We start from the raw sequence: 25,987 nt of genomic DNA on the forward strand, positions 1-25,987 counted from the left end.
GTCCGGAGACGTGTTCCGAATGCGCTGGACAGGCCCCTCCCGCCCGTCCGCAATCTTGCGAAAACATGGCTCTGACCAGCGTGAATGGTGGCGGATTGATTACACCGGCGGCGCGATCGTCGGGAGTGTGATGGAATGGGTGACCGGCGGTTGTTGAGGCTTACAGCAGTGGTCGGGCGGTAGCTGGTCTGCCGGTGCCGAGGAAATGAGTACTCGATGTACACCACCACCCGCCATCCACGTCGCTGGTCGAGCTTCGTCGCCCCCGAGATCTCGGAGCAGCCGCTGCGCGTGCACGCCGACACCCGATACTGCGCCGGTGTCGCGATCCTGCAGTTCCACGGCCCCGTCGACGCCTACTCCCTGCCCCGATTCCGGCGCCTGCTCGACTCGGCCATCGGCGCGACCGCGCACGAGAACGGCCGCCAGCTGATCATCGACCTCACCGATGTCGAGTTCCTGTCGTTGCGCGCTGTCCTGGCACTGGCCGAACTCGCCAGGCAGGGGAATCGGCGGCGCGTGGCGATCGCCGTGATCGACGCCGAGCCCTACGCGACCGCGGGCCGGGTCGTCGAGATCGCCGGATTGACGGAGTACCTGTCGATCTACCCCGACCTCGACGAGGCCCTCGCGGCGACCGGCAACGGAGTTCCGCGACCTCGCGAGATCATCGTGCAGCACGGGCTGGCACGGCTGCGGCCACGTCGACGACAACGGCTGCGATCCGTCCCGATCATCCGTCGCTGAAGTCGGCCGCCTCGGCGGGAACTTCCGGAGCAATCGAGAAAACCGTATGCCGCAACAGTCCGAACATCCACCGGCCTCGTCCGACGACGACCCGATCGTGTCGTGGCCGGACCCGAGCCCCCTGCAGTCGTGGTGGGACCAGGTCGTGCACGATCACGTCATCCCGCCCAGGAACCGCCGCGACGGGGGACAATCGCGGTCGTCGCGACCACGCCACGACAGCGTCGACCGCGAGATCTGACCCCGCGCCCGACCGGTCCCGGGCCGACTGAGCGAGCGACAGGTCCGTCGCGGGGATAATGTCAGCTATGACCGACCGATCGGAAACCTCCGACACCGAGCGCGCGCAGGTCGAGAAAGTCGTCGGCGTGGGTGACCCGCGCGCCGTCGGCCGGTTCAAGTACCGGTTCGGTTCGCGGGAGTGGGAGTGGTCCGAGGAGGTCGCGCAGATGCACGGCTACCCGCCGGGGACCGTGCCCACCACCGAGCTGCTGCTGTCGCACAAGCATCCCGACGACCGCGATCGGGTCGAGGCGACCATCACCTCGGTCGAGGACGGCGAAGCCTTCTCCAGCCGCCATCGGATCATCGACACCGCCGGTCAGGTGCACGAGGTGCTCGTCGTGTCGGATCTGATGATCGACGAGGAAGGCAGCGTGATCGGGACGGAGGGGTACTACGTCGACGTCACCGAGACCGTCGACGAGTACCGCCGCGAGGTGATCGACGACATGCTGCCCCGCCTGGTGGAGGCCAGGGTCGTCATCGAGCAGGCCAAGGGCGCGATGATGCTGGCCTATGGCGTGAACGCCGACCAGGCTTTCCGCGTGTTGCGATGGCGTTCGCAGGAGACCAATGTCAAGCTGCGGGAGATCGCCGAGCGCGTGGTCGCGGAGTTGCCGCGGATCTCCGGCGACGAGGCGAAACTGCGGACGCGGTTCGATCACGTACTGCTCACCGCACACCTGCCGCTCGAATCCGACCCGGCCGGGGAGGCTTCGTAGACAGAGAGGACGGATCGATGCCGGAGCCCGAAGTGCCCGCCGCCACCGTCGCCTACACCCACTTGTTCCCGGGGCTGACGATCGAGTTGCCCGCCGACAGTTTCGATGTCGAGTTCATCGACGGACGCACGGCCCGCGCGACGGTGCAGGCCGACGCGCGGGGCGAGGATGTCCTCGTGGTCGAGTCCTACCGGACCGAAGCCGGGACGAATATCCCGGAAACGGTCTGGCCGGTCAGCCCGGCCGATCGATCCGCCGCGGCGAAGCGGGTGACGCTGGGCAAGCCCCTGCGGGTAGCGGGAGAGTAAGGCCCCGATACCCGCGGGCGCCGGATTCAGATGACGCCGAGCGCCAGCATCGCGTCCGCGACCTGGATGAACCCGCCGATATTGGCACCGGCCACATAATTGCCCGGCACGCCGTATTCGTCGGCGGTGGCCAGGCAGCGGTCGTGGATGCCGCGCATGATCTCGGCCAGCCGCTCCTCGGTGTGTTCGAAGCTCCACGAGTCGCGCGAGGCGTTCTGCTGCATCTCGAGCGCACTGGTCGCCACGCCACCGGCGTTGGCCGCCTTACCGGGTGCGAAGGTCACGCCCGCCTCGCCGAAGACCCGGACCGCCTCCGGCGTGCACGGCATATTGGCACCCTCGGCGACGATGTGGCAGCCATTGGCGACGAGCTTGCCCGCGGCGGCGCCGTCGAGTTCGTTCTGGGTCGCGCAGGGCAGCGCGATATCGCAGGGCACCTCCCACAGCGAACCGCCCGCGATGAAGCGCGCCGAACCCGGCCGGGCCTCGGCGTAGTCGGCGATCCGGCCGCGCTGGACTTCCTTGATCTCCTTGAGCAGAGCCAGATCGATACCCTGCTCGTCGACGACGTAGCCGCTCGAATCCGAGCAGGCCACCACCGTGCCGCCGAGCTCGTGGACCTTCTCGATCGCGTAGATGGCGACATTGCCCGAGCCCGACACCACCACCCGCTGACCCTCCAGCGTCCGGCCCGCCGCGCCCAGGATCTCGTTGACGAAGAAGACCACGCCGTAGCCGGTGGCCTCCCTGCGCACCTGCGAACCGCCCCAGGTCAAGCCCTTGCCGGTGAGGACACCGGACTCGTAGCGGTTGGTGATGCGCTTGTACTGGCCGAACAGGTAGCCGATCTCGCGGCCACCGACGCCGGTGTCACCGGCCGGGACATCGGTGTGCTCGCCGAGATGCCGGTACAGCTCGGTCATGAACGCCTGACAGAACCGCATCACCTCGCCCTCGGAGCGGCCCTTCGGGTCGAAATCCGAGCCGCCCTTGCCGCCGCCGATGGGGAGCCCGGTCAGCGAGTTCTTGAAGATCTGCTCGAAGCCCAGGAATTTCACGATGCCCAGATACACCGAGGGATGGAAGCGCAGCCCGCCCTTGTAGGGGCCGAGCGCGGAGTTGAACTCCACCCGGAAGCCGCGATTGAGCTGCACGGCACCGGAATCGTCGACCCACGGCACCCGGAAGATGATCTGACGTTCCGGCTCGCACAGGCGACGGATCACTGCCGCGTCGGCGTAGTGCGGGTGCTTGGCGACCACCGGCGCGAGGCTGTCGAGCACCTCACGCACCGCCTGGTGGAACTCGGTTTCGCCGGGGTTGCGGCGCAACACCTCGTCGTAGATGTCGCTCAGCTTCGCGTCCAGGACAGGCACCCGCGGACTCCTTTGTCGTCGTCGTTGCTCGCGGCCCGACCGCCTTCGGTCATCCGGTACCGGCCGCACCTCACACGCTAGCCGTCCGGGTTGTGAGGTCGGGGTCACAGGTGTGTTCGCCCAGGTCAGCGCGCTTTCGAAGATCGCGTTGCGGCGTCGACCGGGCGTCTGGTCGCGCGGACCAGCACGCCGGGAGCGACGCCGGTCATCTCCCGGCAGACGCGGGTGGCGTGGGCGCTGTCGGTGAAGCCCGCGGCGTGGGCGGCCTCGGTGATGTTGCGCCCGGCGCCGACTTCGCCCATGGCGTGCAGCAACCGGGCCCACCGGACGGTGGCGGGAAAGCTGGCGCCGGTCTCGGCGGCGAACAGCCTGCTCAGGCTGCTCTGGGAGAGTGCGACCGCGGTGGCGAGATCGCGCAGGGACAGTGTGCGCGGCAACGCGGCGCCTAGGAGTTCGAAGGCGTTGCGCAGCTTGGGTGGGACCGTGTCGGGGGCGGGTGTCCGACCGCGGAGTGCGGCCAGCACCGCGTCGGTCATCGCGTCGAGTGACAGGTCTTCGTCGAGTTCGGCGCCCAGGGCGGCGTCGGCGGCCGTCGACCAGGCCGCGGGACCGGTGCGTTCGCCGACGAGCGCGGCCGAGCGCCTGGCATCCACCGAGGCCGGGTGCAGGTAGATCGAGAGCACGCGGGTGGCGTCGTCCGCCGGGGCCAGCGCGTGGCGCACCCCGCTCGGGATCAGAACCGCTCGGCACGTGCGGCTTTCGCTGTCGTCGGAGGCGACGAACTCGCCGGTCAGCGCGACGGTCACCTGCACCGCGGGGTGGCGATGCGGGTGGGTGGAGCCGAAGCGCCCGATCATCGCCAGTCGGCCGGGGCCGAGGCGCCAGTCGCCGATCCATTCGCCGGTCATGCGATTTAGGCTACCCTAATTATCGCAAGGTGGTCGAGGTGCTCGACGACTTCCGTCGATGCCCGATTCATACAAGCGCCCAGCCTGTTTCGCGCCACACACTGACCTCGGAACCTACCGAGGAGGGGTGTGATGTCGCTGATCATCGACGTCGAGTCACTGGTGAAACGCTACGGGAAGGTCGTGGCGCTGCGCGGTCTGAACCTGCGGGTCGGGCGCGGGGAGGTGCACGGATTCCTCGGCCCGAACGGCGCGGGCAAGACCACGACGATCCGCACGCTGCTCGGATTGCTCCGCTACGACAGCGGCGTGGTGCGGGTGTTCGGGGCCGACCCCCGACGCGACGCCATGGACATCCACGCCCGCCTCGCCTACGTCCCCGGTGACGTGAATCTGTGGCCCGCCCTCACCGGCGGTGAGGTGATCGACATCCTGACGGGACTCCGGGGCGGCGTAGACCAGGTGCGGCGTGGGGAACTGATCGAACGGTTCGAACTCGACCCGACGCGTCGCTGCGCCACCTACTCCAAGGGGAATCGGCAGAAGGTCGCACTCGTGGCCGCGTTCGCCGCCGAGGTGGAACTGCTCGTGCTCGACGAACCGACCAGCGGACTCGACCCGCTGATGGAACGCCGATTCACCGAGTGCGTGCGCGAGGCCACCGACCGGGGCCGGACGGTGTTGCTGTCGAGCCACATCCTGTCCGAGGTCGACAAGCTCTGCGATCGGGTCACGATCGTGCGGGCCGGAGCCACCGTCGAATCGGTGAGTCTCGACGACCTGCGATCGCTGGGTGGCGGTGCGGTCGAACTCGAAGAGCTCTTCCTACGCCACTACATCACCGCCGAGACCGGGGAGGCGGGCCGATGACCGGGCTCGCCACCGCGTTGACGGTGGGCATCCGCCTCAACTATCGCGGCCTGGCCGCGGCCGTCCTCGCCGTGATCGGCTGCATGTACGCCGGTGCCCGCGGGATCGGCGCGCTCTATCCGACCGCGCTGGACCGCACCGCGTATGCCTCCATCGCGGCCGATCTCATCTCGCAGAAGGCGTTGCAGGGGCCCGGGGTCGGCCTCACCACGGTCGGGGGCATCGCGGTCTTCGAGGTCGGCTGGTATCTGACCATCGCGGTGGCGCTGATCAATATCGTCGTCGTGATCCGCAATACCCGGGCGCAGGAAGCCGCGGGACGACTCGAGCTGCTGCGCGCCGGGCGCTTCGGCGTGCACGCGAACTCGGTATCGGTGCTGCTGCTGGCGGTCGGCGTCGACGTTCTCCTCGGTCTCGGTGTGGCCGGGGCGCTGGTGGCCGCCGGTGCGGATGGTTCCGGCGCGGTCGCCTTCGGCATCGCCACCGCCGCCATCGGTGCCGTGTTCGCCGCGCTCGCCCTGGTCGCGGCGCAGGTGACCGAGCACGCGAAGGGGGCCTATGGAATCGCCTGCGGCGCACTGGGTGCGGCGTATGTGGTGCGGGCTTCGGGGGACGCCTCCGACTCCGAGATCGCCCGGCTGATATCGCCGCTTGGCGCGGCGCAGGCGATCCATCCCTTCGGCCAGACGCGATGGTGGCCGCTGCTGCTCTGCTCCGGCGTGGCCGTGGCGGCCCTGGCGGTCGCGCTGCTGCTCGAGCGCGTGCGTGACTACGACGCGGGGGTGCTGCGGCCGTCGCCGGGCGCGGCCACCGCCGGGCGATTCACGCGGACGGTCCCCGGATTGATCACCCGCAACGCCCGCACCGCGACCGCGATGTGGGCGGCGAGCGCGGCCGGACTCGGTCTCGGCTTCGGGGCCGCCGCCCGCGACGCGGGCGACGTGGCCGCGGGCACCCAGGGCATGTTGAACCTGCTGGCCGGATTCAATGTGAACGTCATCGACGGATTCCTCGCCATGTCGGTGCTGTTGACGGCCCTGGTGGCCGGTGGTGCCGTCATCGCCCATGTCCTGACGCTGCGTGCCGAGGAACTCGCCGGTCGGGCCGACCTGCTGCTGTCCGGGGCGTTGCGTGCCCGGCGACTGGCCGCCACCCACCTCGCGATCTCGGTGGCGATGGGCTGTGTGCTGTTGACGGCGGCCGGGCTCGGAATCGGTGTCGCGCACGGACTTCGCAGCGGTGATCCGGGCCAGGTGCTCCGGGTGCTGGGTGCTTCGCTGGCCTACCTGCCCGCCCTGCTGTTCTTGATCGGGGTGACCATGGCGGTCATCGGTGTCGCGCCACGGCTCGCGTGGGTGCCCTGGGTGGTGTTGGCCGGTTCGGCTGTCGTGTCGGTTCTCGGTCCTTCGATGAAGCTGTCGGCCGCGACGATGAATCTGTCCGTGTTCGACCACATTCCGCACCTCCCGGGTGTCGCGGTCGACGTGTTGCCGACGTTGACCGTGGGCGCCGCCGGTGTCGCCCTCGCCCTGCTCGGCATCATCGGATTCGCCCGGCGCGACCTGGACTGACGCTGTGGGTCTCGAACGATAGACGTGAGCGTCGACCGAAGGACTAGGACGGTCGCGGTTCGAGGTCGTAGATCGCGTATTCGGTGCCGATGACCGGCTGGGCGACATTGCGGACCCGGATCCCGCCGGGGGTCGTGCCGCGCTCGGTGCCCGCGTGCGCGTGCCCGTGGAGGGCGAGGTCGACCGGGCAGGCGTCGATCGCCTTGCCGAGCAGGTAGGAACCGAGGAAGGGGTAGATCTCGGGTGGTTCGCCGTGCAGGGTGTCCGAGACGGGGGAGTAGTGGGTGAGCGCGATCGTCACGTCGGTCCGCAAGGCGCGCAGCGCGGTATGGAGACGTTCGGCCAGTTCCACTGTGTGACCGGCGAATTCGCGCATCAGTGGTTCGCCGAACGCGCTCGCGCATTTCCCGGCGAAGCCGCCGCCGAAACCCTTGGTGCCTGCGATGCCGAGGGTCCGGTCGCCGATGGTCAGCGTGACGCCGGTGCCCTCCAGGACGATGATGCCGTGCTCGACCAGCAAGGCGGTGATCGCCTCGACCTGGTCGCTGTGGTAGTCGTGATTGCCGAGCACGGCGACGACAGGAACGCCCAGATCGCCGAATTCGGTGGCGACGGAGCGGGCTTCTTCTGTCGTGCCGAGCCGGGTGAGATCTCCCGCCAGCAGCAACGCGTCGGCACGGGAAGGGAGATCGGCGAGCGCGGGCCGGACCCGGCCCCGACACTCGGCACCGAGATGGACGTCTCCTACGGCGGCTATCCTCATATTTCCTTCATCTGAGCAGTTCAGGGTCGGTGGGGGTGTCCGGCCGACCGACCCGGACATCGTTGTGGATCCGCAGCCCGCCGACCCGTTCGCGCAGCACCGTCTCCAGCGCCGACCTGCTCTGCTCATCGGCGACCTCACCGGTGAGGACCACCACGTCGCCGCGCACGGTCACATGGACGGTCATCGTCGCGGTCCGCGGATCCTCGGCGAAGAGCCTGCGCAGATTCGCGACCACGTACTGTGGCGGCTCGTCGCGGGTCGTGTCGGGCACCTGGATGCCGAGATCGGTGATCAGCGCGAGAAATGCCCTGGCATAGGGGGACTCGGCGCATTCTCGGCGCACCTGCGTCCAGTCGACCTGTTCGCGCAGCGCGCGGGCCGACTGCGGCAGTCGGGTGAAGTCGAGGCGGTGGGCGTCGAGGGCCATCAGTTTGTCGATGAACAGATCGGTTCCGGTCAGGACCGGCGCGGTCGCGGGCCCGACGCGCATGGTCTCGGCGCGGTCGAGCAGGGCGTCGTCGACGGTGTGGTGGTTGGTCCGAAAGATGAGGTTGACCAGGACGTCACCGTGGTACGCCTTGGTCAGCCAGTCCTCGGCCGGGTCCTCCGCGCGCAGACCGGCCGCCACCAACGCCGATCGGGCGACTGCACTGTCCTCGGGGCGGACGAAGATGTCGACATCGTGGTCGGAGGCTGGCCCGCCCCGCGCGTACACGGCGCAACCCCCGCCAACGGCGAAGCGAATGCCGTTGTCGTGCAGGGTGTTGATCACGAGGGTCGCGGTGTGCAGGAGTTGGTCCATATCGGCGCTCATCGCCGCGCCACCTTTCGCTTGGACGGCCACACCTTCGCCCTACCCGGCGACGGTGCGTTCGATCAGGTCACGAGGACTCCTCGATTCGAGCCCAGGCGCGGTGCTCGCCGACGTCGGTCAGCAGCTGATCGGTGGCGGGGCCGGGCTCACCGACGGTGACGCCCGGTGCCTCCGGATCGGCGCCGACGCCGCGCAGGACCGGTACCGCCGTCTCGACGGCGGCGATCGCCTTGCCGTGGCGCCACAGTTCGGCGACGAGCAGATCGACTCGAGGATCGGTCGGACCCGACAGGAACAGCGCCCCGTCGAATTCCACCGAACGCATGGTCGCGAAGGTCCGATCCACCGGGGCACCGGCGATCTCCCCACCGTGCGCGGCGACCAACAGCGGTCGGACGTGTGCCTGTTGCAGCGCGGTACGGACCTGCTCGAGTGTCGCGGAAGTGGTCGCGTCGTCCACGACGATCGCGACTGTGCGGCCGTCGAGCGGGAACGCGCCGCGTCTCGCTGCGACAGTGCTGGGCTCGGCGCCAGCTCGACGCGTTCGGCATCGGGAGCAGGGGTGTCCAGGCCGAGCTGGCCCGCGACGTAGGCGGCGAGTTCCTCATCGACATTGACGAGCATCTGGAGACCGCGCTGACGGATCGTGGGGGCGGAGCATTTGCCCAGCTCGAAGGCGAAAGCATCGGCCAGACGTCGCTGTTCGCCCGGGGTGAGGCTGCGGTAGAACAGGCGCGGCTGGGAGTAGTGGTCGGCGAAGGAGACCGTGTCGGGGGTGTTGGCGGAGGTCCGCAGTTTGGCGGTCGGCGGTGGGATGGGTGTCGGTGATTCCACGTAGGCCTCACCGGCCAGACTCGCGGCATAGGGGCAGCCGCCGCCCAGGGAATTCGGCTTGTAGGGGGCCACGCCCGGGTGCACGGCGGTCTGGTGCATGCCGTCGCGGAACATGTCGTCGATGCCGGTGTGTGGGGTGTTGATCGGCAGCTGGGCGAAGTTCGGACCGCCCAGTCTGCTGAGCTGGGTGTCCAGATAGGAGAACAGCCTGCCCTGGAGCAGCGGGTCGTCGGTGACCTCGATCCCCGGCACCAGATGGCTCGCGCAGAACGCGACCTGTTCGGTTTCGGCGAAGTAGTTCACCGGATTGGCGGTGAGGCGCAGCGTGCCGATCACCTGCACGGGCGCGATCTCCTCGGGCACGATCTTGGTCGGGTCGAGCAGATCGATCCCCTCGAAGACGTGCTCGGGTGTGTCCGGGAAGACCTGCACGCCCAGGTCCCATTCGGGCGCGAATCCGCCCGCGATCGCGTCGGCCAGGTCGCGCCGATGGAAATCGGGATCGAATCCGGCCGTGAGCTGGGTTTCCTCCCACAGCAGCGAGTGCACGCCCAGGCGCGGCTTCCAGTGGAATTTCACCAGACTGGTCGTGCCGTCGGCGGCGACCAGCCGGAAGGTGTGGACGCCGAAGCCCTCCATCATCCGGTAGGAGCGCGGCAGCCCCCGGTCCGACATGTTCCAGAACGTGTGCGCGGTCGCCTCGGTGTGCAGCGTGACGAAGTCCCAGAACGTGTCGTGCGCGGACTGCGCCTGCGGGATCTCGCGATCGGGGTGCGGCTTGCCCGCGTGGATGACGTCGGGGTACTTGATGGCCTCCTGGATGAAGAACACCGGGATGTTGTTGCCCACCAGGTCGTAGACGCCCTCTTCGGTGTAGAACTTCACCGCGAAGCCGCGGGTGTCGCGCACGGTGTCGGCCGAACCCCGGGAACCGAGCACGGTGGAGAATCGGACGAACACCGGCGTGCGCGCGTCGGCGGCGAGGAACCGGGCGCGGGTGAGCGACGCGGCCGCGCCATTGGCGACGAAGACGCCGTGGGCACCGGCGCCGCGCGCGTGCACGACCCGCTCCGGGATGCGCACGTGGTCGAAATGGGTGATCTTCTCGCGCAGGTGGAAGTCCTGCAGTAGCACCGGGCCACGCGGGCCCGCCTTGAGCGCGTGGTCGGTGTCGGCCATGCGCAGGCCCTGCGCGGTGGTCAGCGCGCCGCCCTGCTGAGCGCGGACGGAAGCGTCGCCGGGAATCGGCTCACCGGTGGGCCCACGCAGGGCGGGCCCCTCCTGGTCGGGGGCGGGACCCGGCTCACCGCACGGGTTGTCCGGGTCCTCGTCCGGTGGCGGCAGCGGGCGGGTGAATTCGGCGGGTACGTCGGTCATGGTCGGTCGTCCCTTCGCGCGGGGCGAGAACGAGAGGGTCCGTTCTCGGGTCGGTCGGAAACACGCCCGAACCGTCGGAGCGAGGGGCTGTGGTCGCCACCGGCGGGTCAACACGGCGCATTCCCCGCATCCCCGCGAGCAAACGACCAGCAGTGTGGCTCGCCCGTTTGCTGGGAACCGACCGTGGCCTCAGGAGGACTTCGGCGCGGGCACCAGTTCCAGGATGGCGACCTCCGGTGGCGCGCCGACCCGCACCGGCGGGCCCCAGGCTCCCGCGCCGTAGGTGGTGAACAGCGTGGTGTCCTCGACGGTGTCCAGACCGGTGACCTCGGTGTCGTGCACCCACTCGACGATGCTCCGCAGCGGCCACATCTGTCCGCCGTGCGTGTGCCCCGACACCTGCAGGTCGACGCCCGCCGCGGCGGCGGTGGCGATGTGGTTGGGCTGGTGTGCCAGGAGCAGGACGAAGCGGTCCGGCGCGTGACCGGCCAGGGCGGCGTCGAGATCGGGCTCGTAGGGTGCCCGGTTGCTGTAGTCGTAGACCCCGGCCACGTCGATGACGGCGGCACCGCGCCGGACCTCCACACGCGAGTTGTTCACGACGGTGAGCCCGAGCGACTTCCAATACTGCATCCAGTCGCCGACATCGTCGGAGATCTGTTCGTGGTTCCCGGAAACGGCGAAGACACCCAGCGGCGCGCGCAGCTCCGACAGCGGCAGCAGGTCGTCGCCGACCCGGCCGACGGTGCCGTCCGCGAGATCGCCGACCACCGCGATCAGATCGGGCCGCTCCCGCTCGACCATCTCCACGACCCGCCGGGTGAACTCGGCGCCCCGCGCGGGCCCGACATGGATGTCGCTGACCACCGCCACCCGCACACCACGGAATTCCTCCGGCAGCCGGGGCAGCGCCACCGTCTGACGCACCACCCGCGGCGCGGCGGCCTCGACCACGCCATACGCGGTGGTGCCCACCGCCGCCACGACCATCACCGCGGTGGCGACCCGCAGGAACCGCCGCCGCCCGTCCGCACCGGGTTCACCCCGGAATCGGGCCACCAGTCGCAGGATCAGGAGCACGACGCCGAGCACGGCCAGGCCGAGCACCAGGTAGAACACCACCGCCAGCCAGGTCAGACCGAGGAATCCCAGCGGCCGCCACGGATGCGGTGAGATCTCCGCGCCGACAAGGATTCCGGCGATCGCCAGCACCCAACCGGCGACCAGCACACCATCGGCCGCCACCGCCCAACGTCCGCGCAGACCGGTGGCCCGGACGAGCCGACGATGCAGCAGCAGGTGGATCAGACCGAGGACCGCCGCGGCGATCACGAGACGCAGCACGGGCGCGACCTTTCCGACGACACGGCCGCCGCGGCGGCGACGAAACCAGAACGCATGGCCCCATCATGTCCGGTCCGGCCGACTAGCCGCCGACCGGGACATCCAGGACATCGAGAAAGGCCGCCGCTGCGGGCGTGTGAGTGGATCGTCCCCATACGACGTACTCGACCCGGGTAGGCCCGTCGGTGACCTCCACCGTCACCACCCCGCTCAGCTGCGGCACCCAGCGTGAGGGGAGCAGGGCGATCCCCAGGTCCTGCCGGACCAGACCGGCGATGTAGTCGGCGGAGGTCACTTCGAAGGCCACGTCACGGTCGAGCCCGGCGGCGGCGAAGGCCAGGTCGGACTGGGCGCGTCCGGCGGTCCCCGGCGGCAGATCGACGAAGACCTCCGACGAGAGGGCGCGCAGGTCGACAGCGGTGGCGTCGGCGAGCGGATGGGTCGGCGCGACCACCGCGACGAGCAGGTCGCGGACCAGTTCGTGAGCACTGACCCCGCGCGGCGGGGCGGTCGGCGGCAGCCCCAGGAACGCCACATCGAGGCCGCCCTGCGCGACGAGCTCGGTCAGTCGCTCGCTGGCCCCCGCCCGCAGACTGATCCGCACCTGCGGATGCCGCACCCGGAATGCGCGCAGGGCGGCGGGCACGTCCACCGCGGTGACCGACGGAATCAGCCCCACCGCGAGCCGCCCCCGAACCTCACCCACCGCCGCCGCGACCTCCGCGGCCGCCCGCTCGGCCGCCTCCAGACACTGCCGGGCCGCCGGGAGGAACGCCTCCCCGGCGGGCGTCAACCGCACCCGACGACTGGTCCGCTCGAACAGCCGCGCGCCGAGTTCCCGTTCCAGACGCGCGATCTGGTGACTGAGCGCGGACTGGACCACCAGACATCGCTCGGCGGCCCGGGTGAAGCTGCTGGTCTCGGCGACGGCGATGACATAGCGCAGCTGCTGAAGCTCCATCCATCCATCTTGGATCACGATCGTTGCGGTGACGAACATGTGTTGGATTCATGGATCGGATCCCGGTGAGATGGAGGTATGAAAAGTTCAGCAGCGGAGGCGGTTTCCCTCCGGACCGGTTCCGGGAACCTGCCGCTGACGGCGCTGACCGCGCTCACCCCCATCACCTGGGGCACGACCTACATCGTCACCACCGAACTCCTCCCGCCCGGCCATCCCGTGTTCGCGGGCCTGCTGCGCGCACTGCCCGCGGGCCTGATCGCCCTCGCGTGCACCCGGATCCTGCCGCGCGGGACCTGGTGGTGGCGGGCCGTGGCACTCGGGGTCCTCTACATCGGCCTGCCGTTCCCGCTACTGTTCCTCGCCGCCGAACACCTCCCCGGCGGAGTCGCCGCGACCCTGGCGGCCGCGCAGCCGCTCGCGGTGGCGCTGCTGGCCGTGCCGGTGCTGCGCGAGAGCCTGTCGGCCTGGCGGCTGGCATGGGGGTTGATCGGCGTGGCCGGGGTCGGACTCGTGGTGATCGGGCCGGACGCCGACCTGGACTTCGTCGGCGTCGTGGCCGGTCTCGGCTGTGCGGGAGCGATGGCGCTGGCCCTCACGCTCACCCAACGCTGGGGACGTCCACCCGGCATCGGACCCACCGCCTTCGCGGGCTGGCAACTCACCGCCGGTGGCCTGTTCCTGCTGCCCCTCACCCTCGTGCTGGAGGGCGCCCCGCCCGCGATCGACGCCGACGCGGCCCTCGGCTACCTCTGGATGGGCCTGGTGGGCGGGCTGTTCGCCTACATCGTGTGGTTCCGCGGGGTCGGCGCACTCCCGGTGACCGCCGTCGCGGTGCTCGTCCTGCTGTCTCCGCTGGTGGCCGCGATCCTCGGCGCCGTCCTACTGGGCCAAACCCTCGGCCCCCTCCAGCTCACGGGGTTCGTGCTCGCGCTCGCCGCGATCGTCGCGGGTCAGCTCCCCGCCCCCGTCCGCACTGTCCCGAAGTCCCTACCGAAAGGAATGATTCGATGAAGATCGCCGTTGTCGGCGCCGCGGGCATGGTCGGTTCGCGCGTGATCACCGAGGCCGCCCACCGAGGTCATGACCTGATCGCGGTGTTCCGCACCGAACGACCGGTCACGCTCCCACCGCGCGCCGTCGCCGTCGTGGGCGACGCCACCGACACCGACCGGATGCGCGAACTCTTCGACGGCGCCGACGCCATCGTGGCCGCGACCCGCCCCGCCCCCGGCCACGAACACTACGTCACCGCCACCACGACCGCCCTACTCGACGCCGCCGCCGCGACCGACACCCGCATCCTCGTCATCGGCGGCGCCGCACCCCTACGAGTCCCCGGCACCGCCGACCTACTCGTCCTCGACAGCCCCGACCACGTCCCCCCACCCCTCCGCCCCATCGCCGCCGCCAGCCTCGCCCAACTGAACGCCTGCCGCCCCCACCCCGCCCCCTGGACCTACCTCAGCCCACCCGCCCTGCTGGAACCCGGCCCCCGCACCGCCACCTACCGCCGCGGCACCACCACCCTGCTCACCACCCCGACCGGCACCTCCCACATCTCCGCCGAGGACCTGGCGGTAGCAGTCCTCGACGAACTCGAAAACCCCCACCCGGAAACCCATTTCACCGTGGCCTACTGAACCGACACGAGCCCGGAGAACCCGTGACGGCATCTTTCGTGGGCGGTACGGCGGTGGTCCGCGATCGGGTCAGCGCAGGCCGACGTAATAGGCCTCTACGATGCGGCGAGGTTCCAGAATGCCTGTGGTGCCGCCCATTTCGACCATCCAGCCGTCGGCGGTCTCGGTGTACCCGGGGCCGGGGCCGCGGCTCCACAGGGCGCGGAATCCGGTGCCGCCCGGGCAGAAGTAGCGGCCGGAGAGGGCCGGAGTCGCGGTGCGGACCGGCCACGAACCGCCGACCCGCAGGCGGCACCGCGTCCCGTCGTCCAGAACGACCGCGGTCGGAACCGGATCGGCCGGGGCGACAACACCTCCGGGCGGTCGTCGGGTCGAAGGGCCCCGCAGCACCGTCTTGGTGAAGGGATCGCCCAGACAGGTCGCCTCGTAACCGGCGACCACGCAGGCATTCACGCCGGAAGCGTCCGGTGCGCACTGGTAGATGCCGTCCTCGACCGACACCGTCGCGGCGCGACCGGTCCCGCAATCGATCGGGCCCGGATCGCGACTGTCGACGGTCCACTCCGGGGCGAGTTGTCCGTCGGCGGCGAACGGGCGCAGGGTGATGATCTTCGGCGCTTTCCCGAGCTCGGCCAGTTGCGCGCGCAACGCGTCGGCCAACCCGTCCATCGCGCCGGGGTGGTACACGAGTTGGTTGTGGCCGCACTCCAGCTGTGTCGCGACGGCCAGCAGCATTCCGGCTCGCGACGGCCAGAGCTCATCGGATCCGCTCCCGAGATCGACCAACGCGTCGTTCGCCGCGACGGCTTGGGCGACTGCGCGCAAGGCGACATCCTTGGCGATACCGCCGCCTCGCAGGGTGTCCGGCGCCACCTCGGTGTCTTGGCGGCAGGTGACGGTGCGCACGAGTCCGTTCGGCGTCGGCGAGGGGACACCCGGCGCGCCGGAGTCGGGCAGATACCCGGTCGCCGAGCGGACCGTGACCATCCCGTCACCGTGGACATCGAGATCGTGCAACGGCTCGCCGAGCAGAGTTCGGTGCAGCACCGTGTTTCCCGCGATCTGGCTCACCGGAACACGCTGGGGCGCGTAGGGCGGGTACGCACAGCCGTCAGGGAGGCGGCGTTGCTCGTCGTGGCGGGCCAGACATCGCGCCGCGTGGGAGTCCGGGCTCCGGAGAAATCCCGGAACCTTTCCGGCCGGAATCTCGTGCCACGACTGCCATGCCGCGGCCATGCGGGTGTCGCCCCACGCGGAGCCGAGGTGCGGCGTGGCGATCGTGGTGATCCCGGCCAGCACCGCGCCGACGGAGGGCGAGCCGCCGTAGTCTGCGCTCGACGCGAACCGGGCCGCCAGACCACCGAGGGAATGGCCGACGACGAAGATCTTGCCCGCGCCACCCATGTCCTGCTGCGCACGGGATATCCGCCGCAGATACTGCGCCAGACAGCCCGCGATCCGCGGCGACGCCGCCCACTCGGAGTTGGCCGCCGAATAATCGAACGACATCGTGAGGAAGGTGTCCGGCAACCGATCCTCGATCATCTCCGCGGTGACCGACCAGCCGTTGCCGTCGCCGAGCCAGCCGTGGACGAAGACCAGCGGATGTCGATCCGGCCGCAGCCGGGAGATCTGGTCGTCGTGTCCGGCGTCGTCGCACGTCGGTGCGGCCGGGGCCACCGGAGACATGACGATCGCCGAGCCGAGCAGCATCATCAGCGCGAGAAAGGCGGCCGCCACCGCTTTCGGCGTCACCGCCGCACCGGGTGACTGGTCGCGATCCGCCAGGCACCCTCCTGGAGAACCAGGACGACCAGCCAGGACGCGGCCTCGGGCCCGGACGTGTGCACCGCGACGGCGGCGGAGTCGTCGCCGAGATATCGGACCCCGGACAGGTCGAACTCCCACGGAGCCGAGGCGGTCAGGGCGGCGACGGTCTCCGGTGGCGCGACGACTCCCTCGGGCAGCAGGATCGAGGTCGTGGAACCCGCCGCGAGATCAGCATTGATCCGATCGGCCACTTCTCGATTCACCTGCGGCACACCAGCGGGAGCCGATGTCGCCCCGAGACCATCGGTCGGGCTCTCTGTTCTCTCCGCAGCGCACCCAGCGGAAATCGCCGCCGCGGTTGCGACGAACGCGGCTGCCGCTGTCGTCGCGCGGCGTGCCTGCCACCTATTCATGTCCTCATGGTGGGGCGTTGTCGTGTGACGCGGTATCCGTCGAACAACGGAACGGCGGCGCAGGTGGGTCGCCGCGGGTTGTCGGTCGACCGGCGGATACAGCGGATCGCACGATCCGCCGACGATGGGTTCATGCGAAAGACGACATGGACTTCGATGATCACCGCTGGCGCCCTGGGTATTCCGATCCTGCTGGCACCCGCCGCGCAGGCCGCCGTCCCGTTGCAGACCGCGACGGGTGCCAACAGCCTGACCTTCACCTTCGTCAACAACGACAACGACATCACCACCTGTGAGGCGTACGCGGCCGGGCCCGTCTCGTTCCGGACACCGGCCACCCGGGTGCCCGCCCGCGGCTCGGCATCGGTGGGTTTCGTGGACGTGCCAGCGGGCAGCTACGTGATCAACTGGTCGTGCCGGGGATTCGAGCAGGGCAAGCGGACGGTGACCGTCAGTGGTTCCCCGCTGGCGGGGTCGGTGCCGCGCCAGGGCTCCGCGCCGTCGACGCCGGGCACCGGGGTGGGAACCGGTTCGGCCGGATCGTCCTGAGCCTGGGTCCGTCCGGCGGACAGACGGGGCGGCCGTGCGGACAATATCGAACATGACCCTCGCCGAGCCGCTGACCGTCGCCACGGTCCGGGCCAGGATCGACCGCATCGCGGCGACGGTGTTGTGGGGTATCGAGGCGCTGGTCGCGGTCGTGTCCCTGATGCAGCGCCCCGGTTGGACCGTCGCCGCGGTCGTGCACCTGTCCCTGCTGCTGTGGGCGCTGATCAACTGGCGACTCGGCCGGTGGCGACCCGCGTGGGAATTGGGAGTCGTCGCCGTCTACCTGCTGTGCACGCCATGGCTGGTGACGGGAGCCGAATTCACCCGTGCGGCAAGCCCGATGCTCGCGGTGGCCGGGACGGCCGTGGTGTCGTTCTCGATGGCACGGCCGTACCGGTGGTCGTTGCCCGCGACGCTGCTCGTCATGGGCTCGTGGGCGGTGGGCGCTGCCTTCGTGCCCGAGGTCGACCGTCCGTGGACGATCTTCAGTCTCGATTTCCTGATCGTGGAGTGGGCGGCGACCGGCGCATTGCGGATCTTGGTGCTGCGCGCGGCATCGCTGACCGACAACGCGCTGACCGAACTGGCCGCCGTCAGAATCGGTACGGAAGTGGCCGAGGCCCGCACCGCCGCCGAAGCCGAACAGTGGGCGACCCTGCACGACACGGCGGCATCGACACTGATGATGCTCGGCCAGGGTGCGATCCTCGCCCCCGACCGGCTCACCGAACAACTGCGGCGTGACCTGCGCGCCGTCGAACACGGTGTCGACCTGATCGACGGCGGAGATCTCGAAGCTCGACTCCGCGAACGAGCCGAATGGTCCACGACACCAGTGCGTTTCATCGGCTCGATGACGACGCCGCTCGCCCCCGACGCGCAGATGGCCGTCGTCGCCGCGGTGGGGGAGGCGCTGACCAACGTCGACAGGCACGCCGGGGCCGACAGTGTCGTCATCGAGCTCGGGGACGATTTCGTGCGGGTGCGCGATGACGGCATCGGCTTCGACATCGACGATCCCGCCCTCCTGACCGGGCACTACGGTGTGCGCCATTCGATCCTGCGCAGGCTCGCCGGAGTCGGCGTCCAGGTCGAGCTCAGCTCCCGGCCGGGGTTCGGCACGATCATCGACATCCGCTGGGGCCGTGCGACTCCGGTGCCGATCCGAGCGCGAGCCGATGTCGCTCGTCGTCTGTTGAACGGCTACGGATACGGGCTCGTCCTCATCGCGTTCCTGGTCACCGGATTGCAGGGGCACACGGCACTCGCGGCCGCGCATCCCGTCGGTCAAGCCGCGATCATCGCCGCGGCCATGACGGCGACGTTGCTGGCGTTCGCCGATATCCGGTTCGGACTACCCGAGCCGGTGTGGTGGGCTACCGCCGTCGCCGTGGTGGCCCTCGGGTCCCTGCAAGTTCTGCTGTTGGACACCGAAGACCTGACGACCAGCCGGAACTGGGCGGTGGCCGCGCTGGGCTGGCAGCTGGCGGCGCTGTCGGTAACCCGTGGCAGCCGACGGGGTTTCGTCCTGCTCGCGACGCTGTGGGTCACTGGCATCGCGACGACCGCGGTGACAGCGGGCACGGGAATCGGGTCGTCGTCGGTGCTGTACACGGTGATCAGCGTGACCGTCATCCAGGCCGTCGCCATCGGGTTCTGCGACTTCGTGCGCTACGCCGTCGCCCGTACCGAGCAGATCAGTACCGAGATCACCGACCTCCGGATCCGCACGGAGACCGAGGACGCGGTGCGCCAGGATCGACGCGACCGCTACCACCGCTTCTCGAGCAGCCTGCTGCCGCTGCTGCACCGACTCGCCGAGCGCCCCGACAGTGTCGGAGACCCGACGACGCGCGCGCATTGTCTGCTGGAATCGGTGCGGCTGCGCCGCCTGTTCGGTACCGACGACCCCGGCGGGAATCGCCTCCTCGACGAACTGGCTCCGGCCGTCACCACCGCCGAATCGCGTGGTGTGGCAGTGCGAACACTTGTCGTCGGGGTGATTCCCGACCTCGATCCCGCAGAACGCACCAGGGTGCTGACCGTAGCGATAATCTTGCTCGCGGGAGCGCACACCCACGCCAAGATCGTGGTCACCGCCGCACCCGCACAGCCGACGCTCAGCATCACCTGTGACTGTGATCCGGCCGTGCGGCGCGCGGCCCAGAGCGTGGCACCGGACGGAACCGTGGTTCACTCCGGCGAGTGGGTGTGGGCGACCATCGCGTTGACCTGACGCGGCGGTCGGCGCCCACCGAGCGAAGGATTGCGCGTGATCGAGGTGATGGTGTGATCCCCAGCGGCGACGAGCCGGTGACCGTGGCGGTCATCGACGATCATGCCGTCGTGCACGCCGGTATCGCCGGGTGGTGTGCCACCGCGGACAGTCCGATCCGACTGCTCGGTAACTACACGACCCCGACGGAATTCCTCACCGATTCCGCCGTCGACCCGAGCACCGTCTCGGCGGTTGTCCTGGATCTCCAGTTCGGCGAACAGACCGCGGACCTCTCCGCGCTCGCGACCCTGGTCCAGCGGGGCTTTCGGGTGGTCATCTTCTCCCAACACACCCGCGGCGACATCGTGCTGGACTGTCTCGACCTCGGTGCGGTCACCTACCTGTCGAAACTCGAAGGTCGAGACCATCTGGTCGCCGCGCTCCACGCCGCCTCCGCCGACCGTCCGTATCTCAGCCCGACCATGGCGCAGGCGATGACACAGGACATCCGTCCCAGCAGGCCGGTGTTGTCACCGCGCGAACGCGAAGTGCTGCTCGCGTGGTTCCAGACCGAATCCAAAGCGCTTGTCGGACAGCGGCTCTTCATCGCCCCGGGCACGGTCAACACGCATCTGGAACGGATTCGCACCAAGTACGCACAGATCGGTAGACCCGCGTCGACCAAAGCGGCCCTCGTCGCCCGAGCCATCCAGGACGGACTGGTCGACCCGAACGATCTCTGAGCGGATCGGGCCACGGCATCGCCTGTCGGCCGAACGCTCTACAGACGAAGTCGTTCCCGCGCGGGAGACTTCGAGCATGTCGCGTCGAACCGCCTTCGTATGCCTCGCACCGATGCTGCTGCTGGTGCTCGTCTCGTGCGCCGGGGTCGGCATCGCCGGTGAGAGTTCGAGCGCCGACCGGGGTTGTGTCGACGCGCAAGGGGCGAATTCGACGGTCGACCAGATGGTCGAGGCGATGATGAACGCGCCGTTCACCGATCCGCGGAACGGGAGCCGCACGAGCGTGGCGGAACAGGCGCGCGCCACCGTCGACACCTTCGAAACCCTGTCCGGCCTTCCACTGACGATCGACACCTCGCCCGAAGGAATCCGCGCCGCGCTCATCGAGCAGCTCTACACCGCGGTTCCGGCCGGTGGTGACGCGCGCTTCGCCGAAGCGGTCTGTGGCTACGACGCCGCGGTCTTCCGAAAGATCGGGATGATGTGGGAGGACGAGCGCCTGATCGCGGTCACACCGCACCTGCTGCGTGCCAGTGGGCGCATGGTGTGCGGGTCGATCGGTGAAGACACCGCCGAGGACTATCTCGAGGAGGTCGACCGGCAAGCCATCGCGGCGCAGGCGGACCCAGCGGGTTTCATCCTCGGCGAAATCCAGAAGATCGAGAAAGCGCTCGCCGGGATGCGCGCGGGTCCCGATGAATCCGAGATCGCACGCCAGATCCGCACGGATTTCGAGAATTCCGCACGGATGTTGCGTGCGCAGGACCCCCAGCGATTCGCCGACGGTCTGATGATGTTTCGCGACTTCAACTGGCTCGCGGTCGAACATCTCTGCCCGTCGACGAGCACACTCGGATTCGGCGAGGTCTGCGGTGAGGTGCCGTCCCCGCTCGGACATGCCCCACTGACGGTGCGAACCCATTCCGGGCAGGTGGACTGTGGAGAGGCGCTCCGGATCGTTCGGACGTTCACCACCGAGGGCCGGTCGGCGATCGCGCCGTGGAGGTGCGAATACGACTCGAACGTGAACACTCGCGATGACGTGATGATGTACTGCCACAGCGATCGAGCCCGCATCGTGGTGCCGCGTCGACCCGCATAGACTCCGTGCCGCAGTTCGACGGCGCAAGACGATCATCGAGGCCAGATCGGCACCTACGTCGCCGAAGGCGAGCGCACCTCGCCGTCGGGTGAGTCGGTGAGCAGGTCGGCGAGGGTGATCGCCTCGGGCAAGGTCCAGGTGGCCGCTTCGTCGGCGAGGAGTCGCTCCCACGAGGGTGCACCGGCTTGTGCTCGGGCCTGGGCGTCGGAGCGGACTTTCAGAGCGAGCATGCCCATGCGCAGCAGGACCGGGATGTTGAGATGGCGGGCGGCGGTGACGGTTTCACCGGCGAGGGCCGCGGCGGCGGTCTTGGACAGGCTGATCGCTCCGGCCGCGGAGTGGGCGGCGAGGAGCATTTCGGTGTGCTTGGCCGCGGCCGCGGTGGTGAGGCGGGCGGTGCCGGTGGCGCGGTAGGCACCGAGGTGGGTGTGGGTTCGCAGGACGACTTCGGTGGCGAGCATTCCCAGACCCGGGGTGAGCAGGCCGGAGCGCAGATTCAGGCCGTCGCCGGAGTTCGTGCCCGCGTAGGCGTTGTTGGCGAAGGTCCGCAGGTCGTGGCTGGGCATCTCGCACAGGAGGGACCAGCCGGGCAGTGGGAGGCTCATCGGGGTGACGAAGTCGGCCGCCCAGTGCTTGAGCAGCAGGGCGACGGCGAGATGGGGCGCGGATTCCTGCGCGAACGGTAGGCCGGAGCGAGTCTCGGTGATCGGGACGATCATTCGCTGGCCGTCCTCCCACCAGGTGCCCTCGAAGGTTCCGGAGCGGATCTGCTGGAGCGCGGCGAAGAACCGGCCGATGTCGTGGCCCGCGGACCGGACACGGTGCGCGGGTCCGCCGAACTTCGGGCCGGTGTAGTCGATCGGGAGGCGGGCGGTCTGCTTCTCCCACCGGCGCAGCAAGTGGCTGTTCTTCAAGTGGGACAGGCCGCTGAGCACCGTGGCGTCCACGTGCTCGTCGTAGAGATTGCCGAGGGCGCCGATGAGCGCCGACAGCCCGACGACCACCAGATCGCCGCGCTCCCACGACAATCGCTGCGCCGCTCGCCAACCGTCGAGCTGGGCGAGCGCGATCGGGTCGAGAATGTCGGCGAGCTCGGGTTCGCCCCAGCCCTCGACCTCGCGACGCTGCCGGTGGTGTGCGGTGAGTTCGGCATAGGTGAGCTCCGCCGGAGTGCTGGTGACGCGCTCGGCGGCCGCGTGGTCGAGGGAAGTGTCCGCCAGTGCCGCGGCGGCGAGCTTCTCGATGTCGTCGAGATCGCGGGTGAGGGCGTCGAGATTGCCGAGGACATCGTCATCGACCGGTGACGGCCGGTCGCCGGTCGTGCTCACGCCGCTTCCTCGAGGTCGTCGGCGAGCACGGACACGCCCTGGGCCAGGGTTTCCACGGTCTTCTTCTCGTCCTCGAGGCCCTCGAGTTCGGTGAGCAGGGCCTGGAGTTCCTCGTCACCGGGGCCCGTCACGCGTTCCTTGAGCCGGTCGGCGACGACGCGGAACCGCGCCACGCGATCCTCTGCCTCCACCCGCCGCTCCCGCTCGGCGTTCACCTCCGCCTGTTTGGCTTCGAGCTCCGCGCGCAGGGTGTCGATGCGCTCGGCGAGAGTCACGACGGTCTTGCCGAGAGTGGTGACCCGCTCGCGGAGGCTGACGATGACGGCCTTGGCCGCCTCTTCGTTGCCGTCGACATCGCGCAGCACCAGCTGGGTCACGACGTGCAGACGGATGGCATCGGCGGCGATCCGCGCGGCCGTGAACCCGGCGGCCTTCCCCGCGAACGTCACCGCACCGGCCCCGAGGGCGCCGCTGAAACCGGTGATGAGGGCGGCGCCTCCGGCCATGCCGAGACCACCGGCGGCGAGGGAACCGCCACCGAGGGCGGCCAAACCCGCCGAGGTGGCCACCGCGCCCGAATAGCCGAGGACGAGCGCACCGTAGGCGCCCGCGATGGCCGGTGCCGCGAGGCCGCCGGTGAGGATGCCGAGTCCGAGGCCCGCGCCCGCGAGCAGCGCGTACTTGGTCCAGTTGCTGGCCTTCGACAGCTTCTTGATCGCGTCCTTGTACGCGGTCTCCACCGCCTGGAGGTCTTCGGGATGCAGCTGATCCATCGACGCGTGCGCGGCACTGAGCGCCTCGGCGCGAACGGCCTTGTCCCACTTGCCCTCGAGCCACGGCTCGAACCCGTAGAGGTCGATGAGCAGCAGCAGGGCCCGTGAGCGCCGCGTCACGACCGAGGAGATCTCCGGCCCGGCGGCTTCGAGCGCCTCGAGGTTCGGGGACTCACCGTCGGCACCGATCCGGCCGACGACCTCCGCGACCACGGGCGACCAGTCGTCCTGCTCGCGCTGGGTGATGGCGCCCACCGCGTTGACGCGAAAGGTGTTGCGGACCTCGCGCTTGGCCGGAAGATGCTTGCCCTTGGACGCGGCGATGTCGCGCTGCATCATCCGGTACTGCCACGCGGTGAGAACGAAGTCCTCGTCGGGAGAGAGTTCGAGCTTCTTCTGCACTTGCACCGCGTCCATGAGCGAAGACAGTAGCTCGAAGGTGGCCGGAAGTCTGGATTACGCTGGGGGACAGGCTCTATCGGTGGTGTTGATTGGGGATGTCGCCTCCACCAAGAGCGTCTCGAACTCGGCGGCGTACTGTTCGGCCCGCTCCGCGGAGAGGTAGGTGCACACGCTCGACGGCTGCGCGCAGGTCTTCATCCGTATCGGTTGGGCGCCGACCAGCGGTGGGCCGGTGGCCGCGACACCACGCGGGCCGGTTGAAGAGCTGCTGATGCCCGCCGAAACCCGTGGTGGGGCATGAAATGCCGTGACGCTGGGGTGGTCGAACTCGCCAGCGCGGGTGGTTCGTCGGATCACTCGCGGTGCGCGTCGAGGTACGCGCGGACGCTGCGGCGGAGTTGGTGGACGGCGAGTTCGTGGGTGGCGATCAGGCCTTCCATCGTCAGCATCGGTGACGGGGTTGCCGGGGTGGGGGAGTCGTGGCGGTGGGTGGGGTCGACGCGGGCGAGGAGGCTCGCGGCGACCGCTTCCTGGTGGACGAGCAGGGCTGTGTGGACGCGGTGGCGGGTTTCCGATTCGAGGACGTAGCGGGCGATGGCCGCGTCCGTGGTTTGCCATCGCCGGTCGGCGTCGACGATCAGTTCGTCGAGTCGGCGGAGTTCGGCGGCGATGCCCTTCAGCGCCAGGAGATAGGAGTCGTAGTCGTGGGGGCGCGCGTCGAGGATCGGTGCGTCCGTGGGTGGCGGGTAGTTGGCGGTGCGCGTCGGGTCGAAGCAGCGGAAGGCGAGGTGTCGGCCCATGGCCTCGTCGTGAACGCGGTTGAGCAGCAGGGCGATCACGCCTCCGGCGGGATCGGCGTGGCCGGGCATCACCACGGGGACGGTGGGGCCGGACTCGAAATGCAGGACTTCCAGGGCGAGGTAGCCGCGATCGAGCAGTTCGGTCGCGGCGTTCGCGGCCGTGGTGGCGTGTGTCCGGATGCGCAGGGTGGCGGCGGTTGCGGCGGCGGTCGTCGCCCGGAGGTGCTCGGCGTCGGCCGCGCGCCGGAGCCGACAGGCCTGCTCGTGCGTGTTCGCCGCCGCCGCGTGCAGCAGGTCGCGGGCCTGGGCGCCGGTGCTGTGCACGGCGGCCGCGGCGATCGCCACCGATCGGATCGCCTCGCTCTTCTGTGCGGGCATGTGCGCTCCCCATGGTGTGCCGTGGCTGTGGCGCGCGCCTGCTCCGGTGCGAGCCGTCTGCACCAGAGAAGCGATGGCGGGCGCGAGCGGTTCGGCGCGACAGGGAAGATCCGGAGTTCGGTCAGGGACGGGATTCGCCCCTGGTGATGATGAGAGGGCAGTCGGCGCCGTGCAGGACGGCTTGGGCGACCGAACCGAGCGTCATCCCGGCGAAACCGCCTCGGCCGTGGCTGCCGACCACGATCAGTTGGGCGTCGGCGGCAGCGGCGAGGACGGCCGCGGCGGGGCGGTCTTCCACCACGACGCGTTCGACGGCGACATCGGGATACTTCTCGGCGTATCCGGCGAGGCTCTCGGCCAGGACCGATTCGCCCTGGGTCTGCATGGTGGGACGCGCGTCGTATCGGAAGAACTCCGACCAGGCGTGCACCGCGACCAGGCGGGCGTCGCGGCGGGCGGCCTCGTCGAAGGCGAGGGCGACCGCCTCGGCACTACACGCCGAGCCGTCGACGCCGACGACCACCGCGCCGCGGGCGCCGGGTTCGGTCTCCGGGATCACCGCGACCGGGCATTCGGCGTGGCGGGCCAGCGAGGTGCTGACCGAACCGAGCAGCGTGCGCCGCAGCGCGCCCAGGCCCCGGCTGCCCACGACGACGAGCAGCGCGGACCTGCTCTGTTCGCGCAGCACGGCGACGGGCGGACCCTCCTGCGCGAGGGTCGAGATCGTCACCTCGGCGTGTTCGGCGGCCTGCGTCGCCGCGGCCGCCACCACGGACTCGCCGTGGGCGCGCAGGCGTTCGGTGTCGAAGAGCGGGGCGACCACGCCGGGACCGAACTCGACCGGGACATCGATGGCGTAGACGATCCGCAGGGGCGCGCGGTGCCGGTGGGCGTGTTCGGCGGCCCAGCGCAGCGCGATCCGCGACTGCTCGGACTCGTCGACGCCGACCACGACGGTCCGCGGGTTCGGGGTGGAGGACATGGTGGG

The 25,987-nt window shown here is 69.7% G+C and carries 22 protein-coding genes and 2 pseudogenes; 11 read left to right on the forward strand and 13 right to left on the reverse strand.

Features of this window, described 5'->3' with window-relative positions; genetic code table 11:
- Nucleotides 1–216 precede the first annotated feature (216 nt).
- The 3 genes from QC180_RS25450 (at nucleotide 217) to QC180_RS25460 (ending at nucleotide 2,059) form a co-directional block, all read left to right on the forward strand.
- The gene (locus tag QC180_RS25450; RefSeq protein ID WP_278265341.1) at nucleotides 217–747 is read left to right on the forward strand and encodes an STAS domain-containing protein; all 531 of its coding nucleotides are present in this window, start codon (nucleotides 217–219) and stop codon (nucleotides 745–747) included.
- A 308-nt stretch (nucleotides 748–1,055) separates the two neighbouring features.
- Nucleotides 1,056–1,751: a PAS and ANTAR domain-containing protein gene (locus QC180_RS25455; RefSeq protein WP_278265342.1), complete on the forward strand. Its 696-nt coding sequence runs from the start codon at nucleotides 1,056–1,058 to the stop codon at nucleotides 1,749–1,751.
- A gap of 17 nt (nucleotides 1,752–1,768) precedes the next feature.
- Nucleotides 1,769–2,059, forward strand: coding sequence for a hypothetical protein (locus QC180_RS25460; RefSeq protein ID WP_278265343.1), 291 nt, complete (start codon nucleotides 1,769–1,771; stop codon nucleotides 2,057–2,059).
- A 26-nt stretch (nucleotides 2,060–2,085) separates the two neighbouring features.
- Here QC180_RS25460 and gdhA read toward each other — a convergent pair whose 3' ends face one another.
- Nucleotides 2,086–3,435, reverse strand: coding sequence for an NADP-specific glutamate dehydrogenase (gene gdhA, locus QC180_RS25465; protein ID WP_278265344.1), 1,350 nt, complete (start codon nucleotides 3,433–3,435; stop codon nucleotides 2,086–2,088).
- Between the two features lie 125 nt (nucleotides 3,436–3,560).
- Nucleotides 3,561–4,343 (reverse strand): helix-turn-helix transcriptional regulator, encoded by a 783-nt coding sequence (locus QC180_RS25470; RefSeq protein ID WP_278265345.1) that lies wholly within the window; start codon nucleotides 4,341–4,343, stop codon nucleotides 3,561–3,563.
- Between the two features lie 132 nt (nucleotides 4,344–4,475).
- Between QC180_RS25470 and QC180_RS25475 the strand changes: the two are divergent.
- Nucleotides 4,476–5,159 (forward strand): annotated as a pseudogene (locus tag QC180_RS25475) (ABC transporter ATP-binding protein); the annotation flags it as partial.
- A 50-nt stretch (nucleotides 5,160–5,209) separates the two neighbouring features.
- A complete protein-coding gene (locus QC180_RS25480) occupies nucleotides 5,210–6,784 on the forward strand; it encodes an ABC transporter permease (protein ID WP_278265346.1) in 1,575 nt (524 codons plus the stop codon).
- A 43-nt stretch (nucleotides 6,785–6,827) separates the two neighbouring features.
- On the opposite strand, the gene QC180_RS25485 is transcribed toward QC180_RS25480, so the two are convergent.
- The 5 genes and pseudogenes from QC180_RS25485 to QC180_RS25505 form a co-directional block, all read right to left on the reverse strand.
- Nucleotides 6,828–7,547, reverse strand: a complete 720-nt coding sequence (locus QC180_RS25485) for a metallophosphoesterase family protein (RefSeq protein ID WP_278265347.1) — start codon at nucleotides 7,545–7,547, stop codon at nucleotides 6,828–6,830.
- A gap of 7 nt (nucleotides 7,548–7,554) precedes the next feature.
- Complete coding sequence (locus QC180_RS25490) at nucleotides 7,555–8,364, reverse strand: nucleotidyltransferase (protein ID WP_278265348.1); 810 nt, start codon at nucleotides 8,362–8,364, stop codon at nucleotides 7,555–7,557.
- A gap of 67 nt (nucleotides 8,365–8,431) precedes the next feature.
- Nucleotides 8,432–10,575, reverse strand: a pseudogene (locus QC180_RS25495) (catalase).
- Nucleotides 10,576–10,764: 189 nt separating this feature from the next.
- Nucleotides 10,765–11,919, reverse strand: coding sequence for a metallophosphoesterase (locus QC180_RS25500; RefSeq protein ID WP_278265349.1), 1,155 nt, complete (start codon nucleotides 11,917–11,919; stop codon nucleotides 10,765–10,767).
- Nucleotides 11,920–12,001: 82 nt separating this feature from the next.
- The gene (locus QC180_RS25505) at nucleotides 12,002–12,880 is read right to left on the reverse strand and encodes a LysR family transcriptional regulator (RefSeq protein ID WP_278265350.1); all 879 of its coding nucleotides are present in this window, start codon (nucleotides 12,878–12,880) and stop codon (nucleotides 12,002–12,004) included.
- Between the two features lie 78 nt (nucleotides 12,881–12,958).
- Between QC180_RS25505 and QC180_RS25510 the strand changes: the two genes are divergently transcribed.
- Nucleotides 12,959–13,894, forward strand: a complete 936-nt coding sequence (locus QC180_RS25510) for an EamA family transporter (protein ID WP_278265351.1) — start codon at nucleotides 12,959–12,961, stop codon at nucleotides 13,892–13,894.
- Complete coding sequence (locus QC180_RS25515; protein WP_278265352.1) at nucleotides 13,891–14,523, forward strand: NAD(P)-dependent oxidoreductase; 633 nt, start codon at nucleotides 13,891–13,893, stop codon at nucleotides 14,521–14,523. Before QC180_RS25510 ends, QC180_RS25515 begins: the two co-directional genes overlap by 4 nt.
- A gap of 69 nt (nucleotides 14,524–14,592) precedes the next feature.
- Here the strand turns inward: QC180_RS25515 and QC180_RS25520 are convergent, their stop codons facing one another.
- Both QC180_RS25520 and QC180_RS25525 read right to left on the reverse strand, forming a co-directional pair.
- Nucleotides 14,593–16,278 (reverse strand): esterase/lipase family protein, encoded by a 1,686-nt coding sequence (locus QC180_RS25520; protein ID WP_278265353.1) that lies wholly within the window; start codon nucleotides 16,276–16,278, stop codon nucleotides 14,593–14,595.
- Complete coding sequence (locus tag QC180_RS25525; protein WP_278265354.1) at nucleotides 16,275–16,556, reverse strand: hypothetical protein; 282 nt, start codon at nucleotides 16,554–16,556, stop codon at nucleotides 16,275–16,277. The genes QC180_RS25520 and QC180_RS25525 overlap by 4 nt, the downstream gene beginning before the upstream one ends.
- Nucleotides 16,557–16,838: 282 nt before the next feature.
- On the opposite strand from QC180_RS25525, the gene QC180_RS25530 reads away from it, so the two are divergent.
- From QC180_RS25530 to QC180_RS25540, 3 genes are read left to right on the forward strand one after another with little or no spacing between them, the layout of a single operon-like run.
- Nucleotides 16,839–17,255, forward strand: coding sequence for a hypothetical protein (locus QC180_RS25530; protein ID WP_278265355.1), 417 nt, complete (start codon nucleotides 16,839–16,841; stop codon nucleotides 17,253–17,255).
- A gap of 52 nt (nucleotides 17,256–17,307) precedes the next feature.
- Nucleotides 17,308–19,491: a sensor histidine kinase gene (locus tag QC180_RS25535; protein WP_278265356.1), complete on the forward strand. Its 2,184-nt coding sequence runs from the start codon at nucleotides 17,308–17,310 to the stop codon at nucleotides 19,489–19,491.
- A gap of 53 nt (nucleotides 19,492–19,544) precedes the next feature.
- The gene (locus QC180_RS25540; protein WP_278265357.1) at nucleotides 19,545–20,216 is read left to right on the forward strand and encodes a LuxR C-terminal-related transcriptional regulator; all 672 of its coding nucleotides are present in this window, start codon (nucleotides 19,545–19,547) and stop codon (nucleotides 20,214–20,216) included.
- A 1,155-nt stretch (nucleotides 20,217–21,371) separates the two neighbouring features.
- On the opposite strand, the gene QC180_RS25545 is transcribed toward QC180_RS25540, so the two are convergent.
- Both QC180_RS25545 and QC180_RS25550 read right to left on the reverse strand, forming a co-directional pair.
- Nucleotides 21,372–22,646: a hypothetical protein gene (locus tag QC180_RS25545; protein ID WP_278265358.1), complete on the reverse strand. Its 1,275-nt coding sequence runs from the start codon at nucleotides 22,644–22,646 to the stop codon at nucleotides 21,372–21,374.
- Entirely contained in the window at nucleotides 22,643–23,836 is a 1,194-nt protein-coding gene (locus QC180_RS25550) for a hypothetical protein (protein ID WP_278265359.1), read from the reverse strand. The genes QC180_RS25545 and QC180_RS25550 overlap by 4 nt, the downstream gene beginning before the upstream one ends.
- A gap of 148 nt (nucleotides 23,837–23,984) precedes the next feature.
- Between QC180_RS25550 and QC180_RS25555 the strand changes: the two genes are divergently transcribed.
- Nucleotides 23,985–24,122: a hypothetical protein gene (locus tag QC180_RS25555; protein WP_278265360.1), complete on the forward strand. Its 138-nt coding sequence runs from the start codon at nucleotides 23,985–23,987 to the stop codon at nucleotides 24,120–24,122.
- A 52-nt stretch (nucleotides 24,123–24,174) separates the two neighbouring features.
- Here the strand turns inward: QC180_RS25555 and QC180_RS25560 are convergent, their stop codons facing one another.
- The gene (locus QC180_RS25560; protein ID WP_278265361.1) at nucleotides 24,175–24,999 is read right to left on the reverse strand and encodes a hypothetical protein; all 825 of its coding nucleotides are present in this window, start codon (nucleotides 24,997–24,999) and stop codon (nucleotides 24,175–24,177) included.
- A gap of 121 nt (nucleotides 25,000–25,120) precedes the next feature.
- Nucleotides 25,121–25,981: a universal stress protein gene (locus QC180_RS25565; protein WP_278265362.1), complete on the reverse strand. Its 861-nt coding sequence runs from the start codon at nucleotides 25,979–25,981 to the stop codon at nucleotides 25,121–25,123.
- Nucleotides 25,982–25,987: the final 6 nt, after the last annotated feature.

This window comes from Nocardia anocheti (genome assembly GCF_029675105.1).
Taxonomy (GTDB): domain Bacteria; phylum Actinomycetota; class Actinomycetes; order Mycobacteriales; family Mycobacteriaceae; genus Nocardia.

What these genes read in the sequence shown, in the direction of transcription:
- QC180_RS25510 (WP_278265351.1), top strand. Translation starts at nt 12,959, where the DNA reads ATGAAAAGTTCAGCAGCGGAGGCGGTTTCCCTCCGGACCGGTTCCGGG.
- QC180_RS25460 (WP_278265343.1), top strand. Translation starts at nt 1,769, where the DNA reads ATGCCGGAGCCCGAAGTGCCCGCCGCCACCGTCGCCTACACCCACTTG.
- QC180_RS25505 (WP_278265350.1), bottom strand. Translation starts at nt 12,880, where the DNA reads ATGGAGCTTCAGCAGCTGCGCTATGTCATCGCCGTCGCCGAGACCAGC.
- QC180_RS25455 (WP_278265342.1), top strand. Translation starts at nt 1,056, where the DNA reads ATGACCGACCGATCGGAAACCTCCGACACCGAGCGCGCGCAGGTCGAG.
- QC180_RS25515 (WP_278265352.1), top strand. Translation starts at nt 13,891, where the DNA reads ATGAAGATCGCCGTTGTCGGCGCCGCGGGCATGGTCGGTTCGCGCGTG.
- QC180_RS25535 (WP_278265356.1), top strand. Translation starts at nt 17,308, where the DNA reads ATGACCCTCGCCGAGCCGCTGACCGTCGCCACGGTCCGGGCCAGGATC.
- QC180_RS25530 (WP_278265355.1), top strand. Translation starts at nt 16,839, where the DNA reads ATGCGAAAGACGACATGGACTTCGATGATCACCGCTGGCGCCCTGGGT.
- QC180_RS25565 (WP_278265362.1), bottom strand. Translation starts at nt 25,981, where the DNA reads ATGTCCTCCACCCCGAACCCGCGGACCGTCGTGGTCGGCGTCGACGAG.
- QC180_RS25550 (WP_278265359.1), bottom strand. Translation starts at nt 23,836, where the DNA reads ATGGACGCGGTGCAAGTGCAGAAGAAGCTCGAACTCTCTCCCGACGAG.
- QC180_RS25450 (WP_278265341.1), top strand. Translation starts at nt 217, where the DNA reads ATGTACACCACCACCCGCCATCCACGTCGCTGGTCGAGCTTCGTCGCC.
- QC180_RS25485 (WP_278265347.1), bottom strand. Translation starts at nt 7,547, where the DNA reads ATGAGGATAGCCGCCGTAGGAGACGTCCATCTCGGTGCCGAGTGTCGG.
- QC180_RS25560 (WP_278265361.1), bottom strand. Translation starts at nt 24,999, where the DNA reads ATGCCCGCACAGAAGAGCGAGGCGATCCGATCGGTGGCGATCGCCGCG.
- QC180_RS25490 (WP_278265348.1), bottom strand. Translation starts at nt 8,364, where the DNA reads ATGAGCGCCGATATGGACCAACTCCTGCACACCGCGACCCTCGTGATC.
- QC180_RS25480 (WP_278265346.1), top strand. Translation starts at nt 5,210, where the DNA reads ATGACCGGGCTCGCCACCGCGTTGACGGTGGGCATCCGCCTCAACTAT.
- QC180_RS25470 (WP_278265345.1), bottom strand. Translation starts at nt 4,343, where the DNA reads ATGACCGGCGAATGGATCGGCGACTGGCGCCTCGGCCCCGGCCGACTG.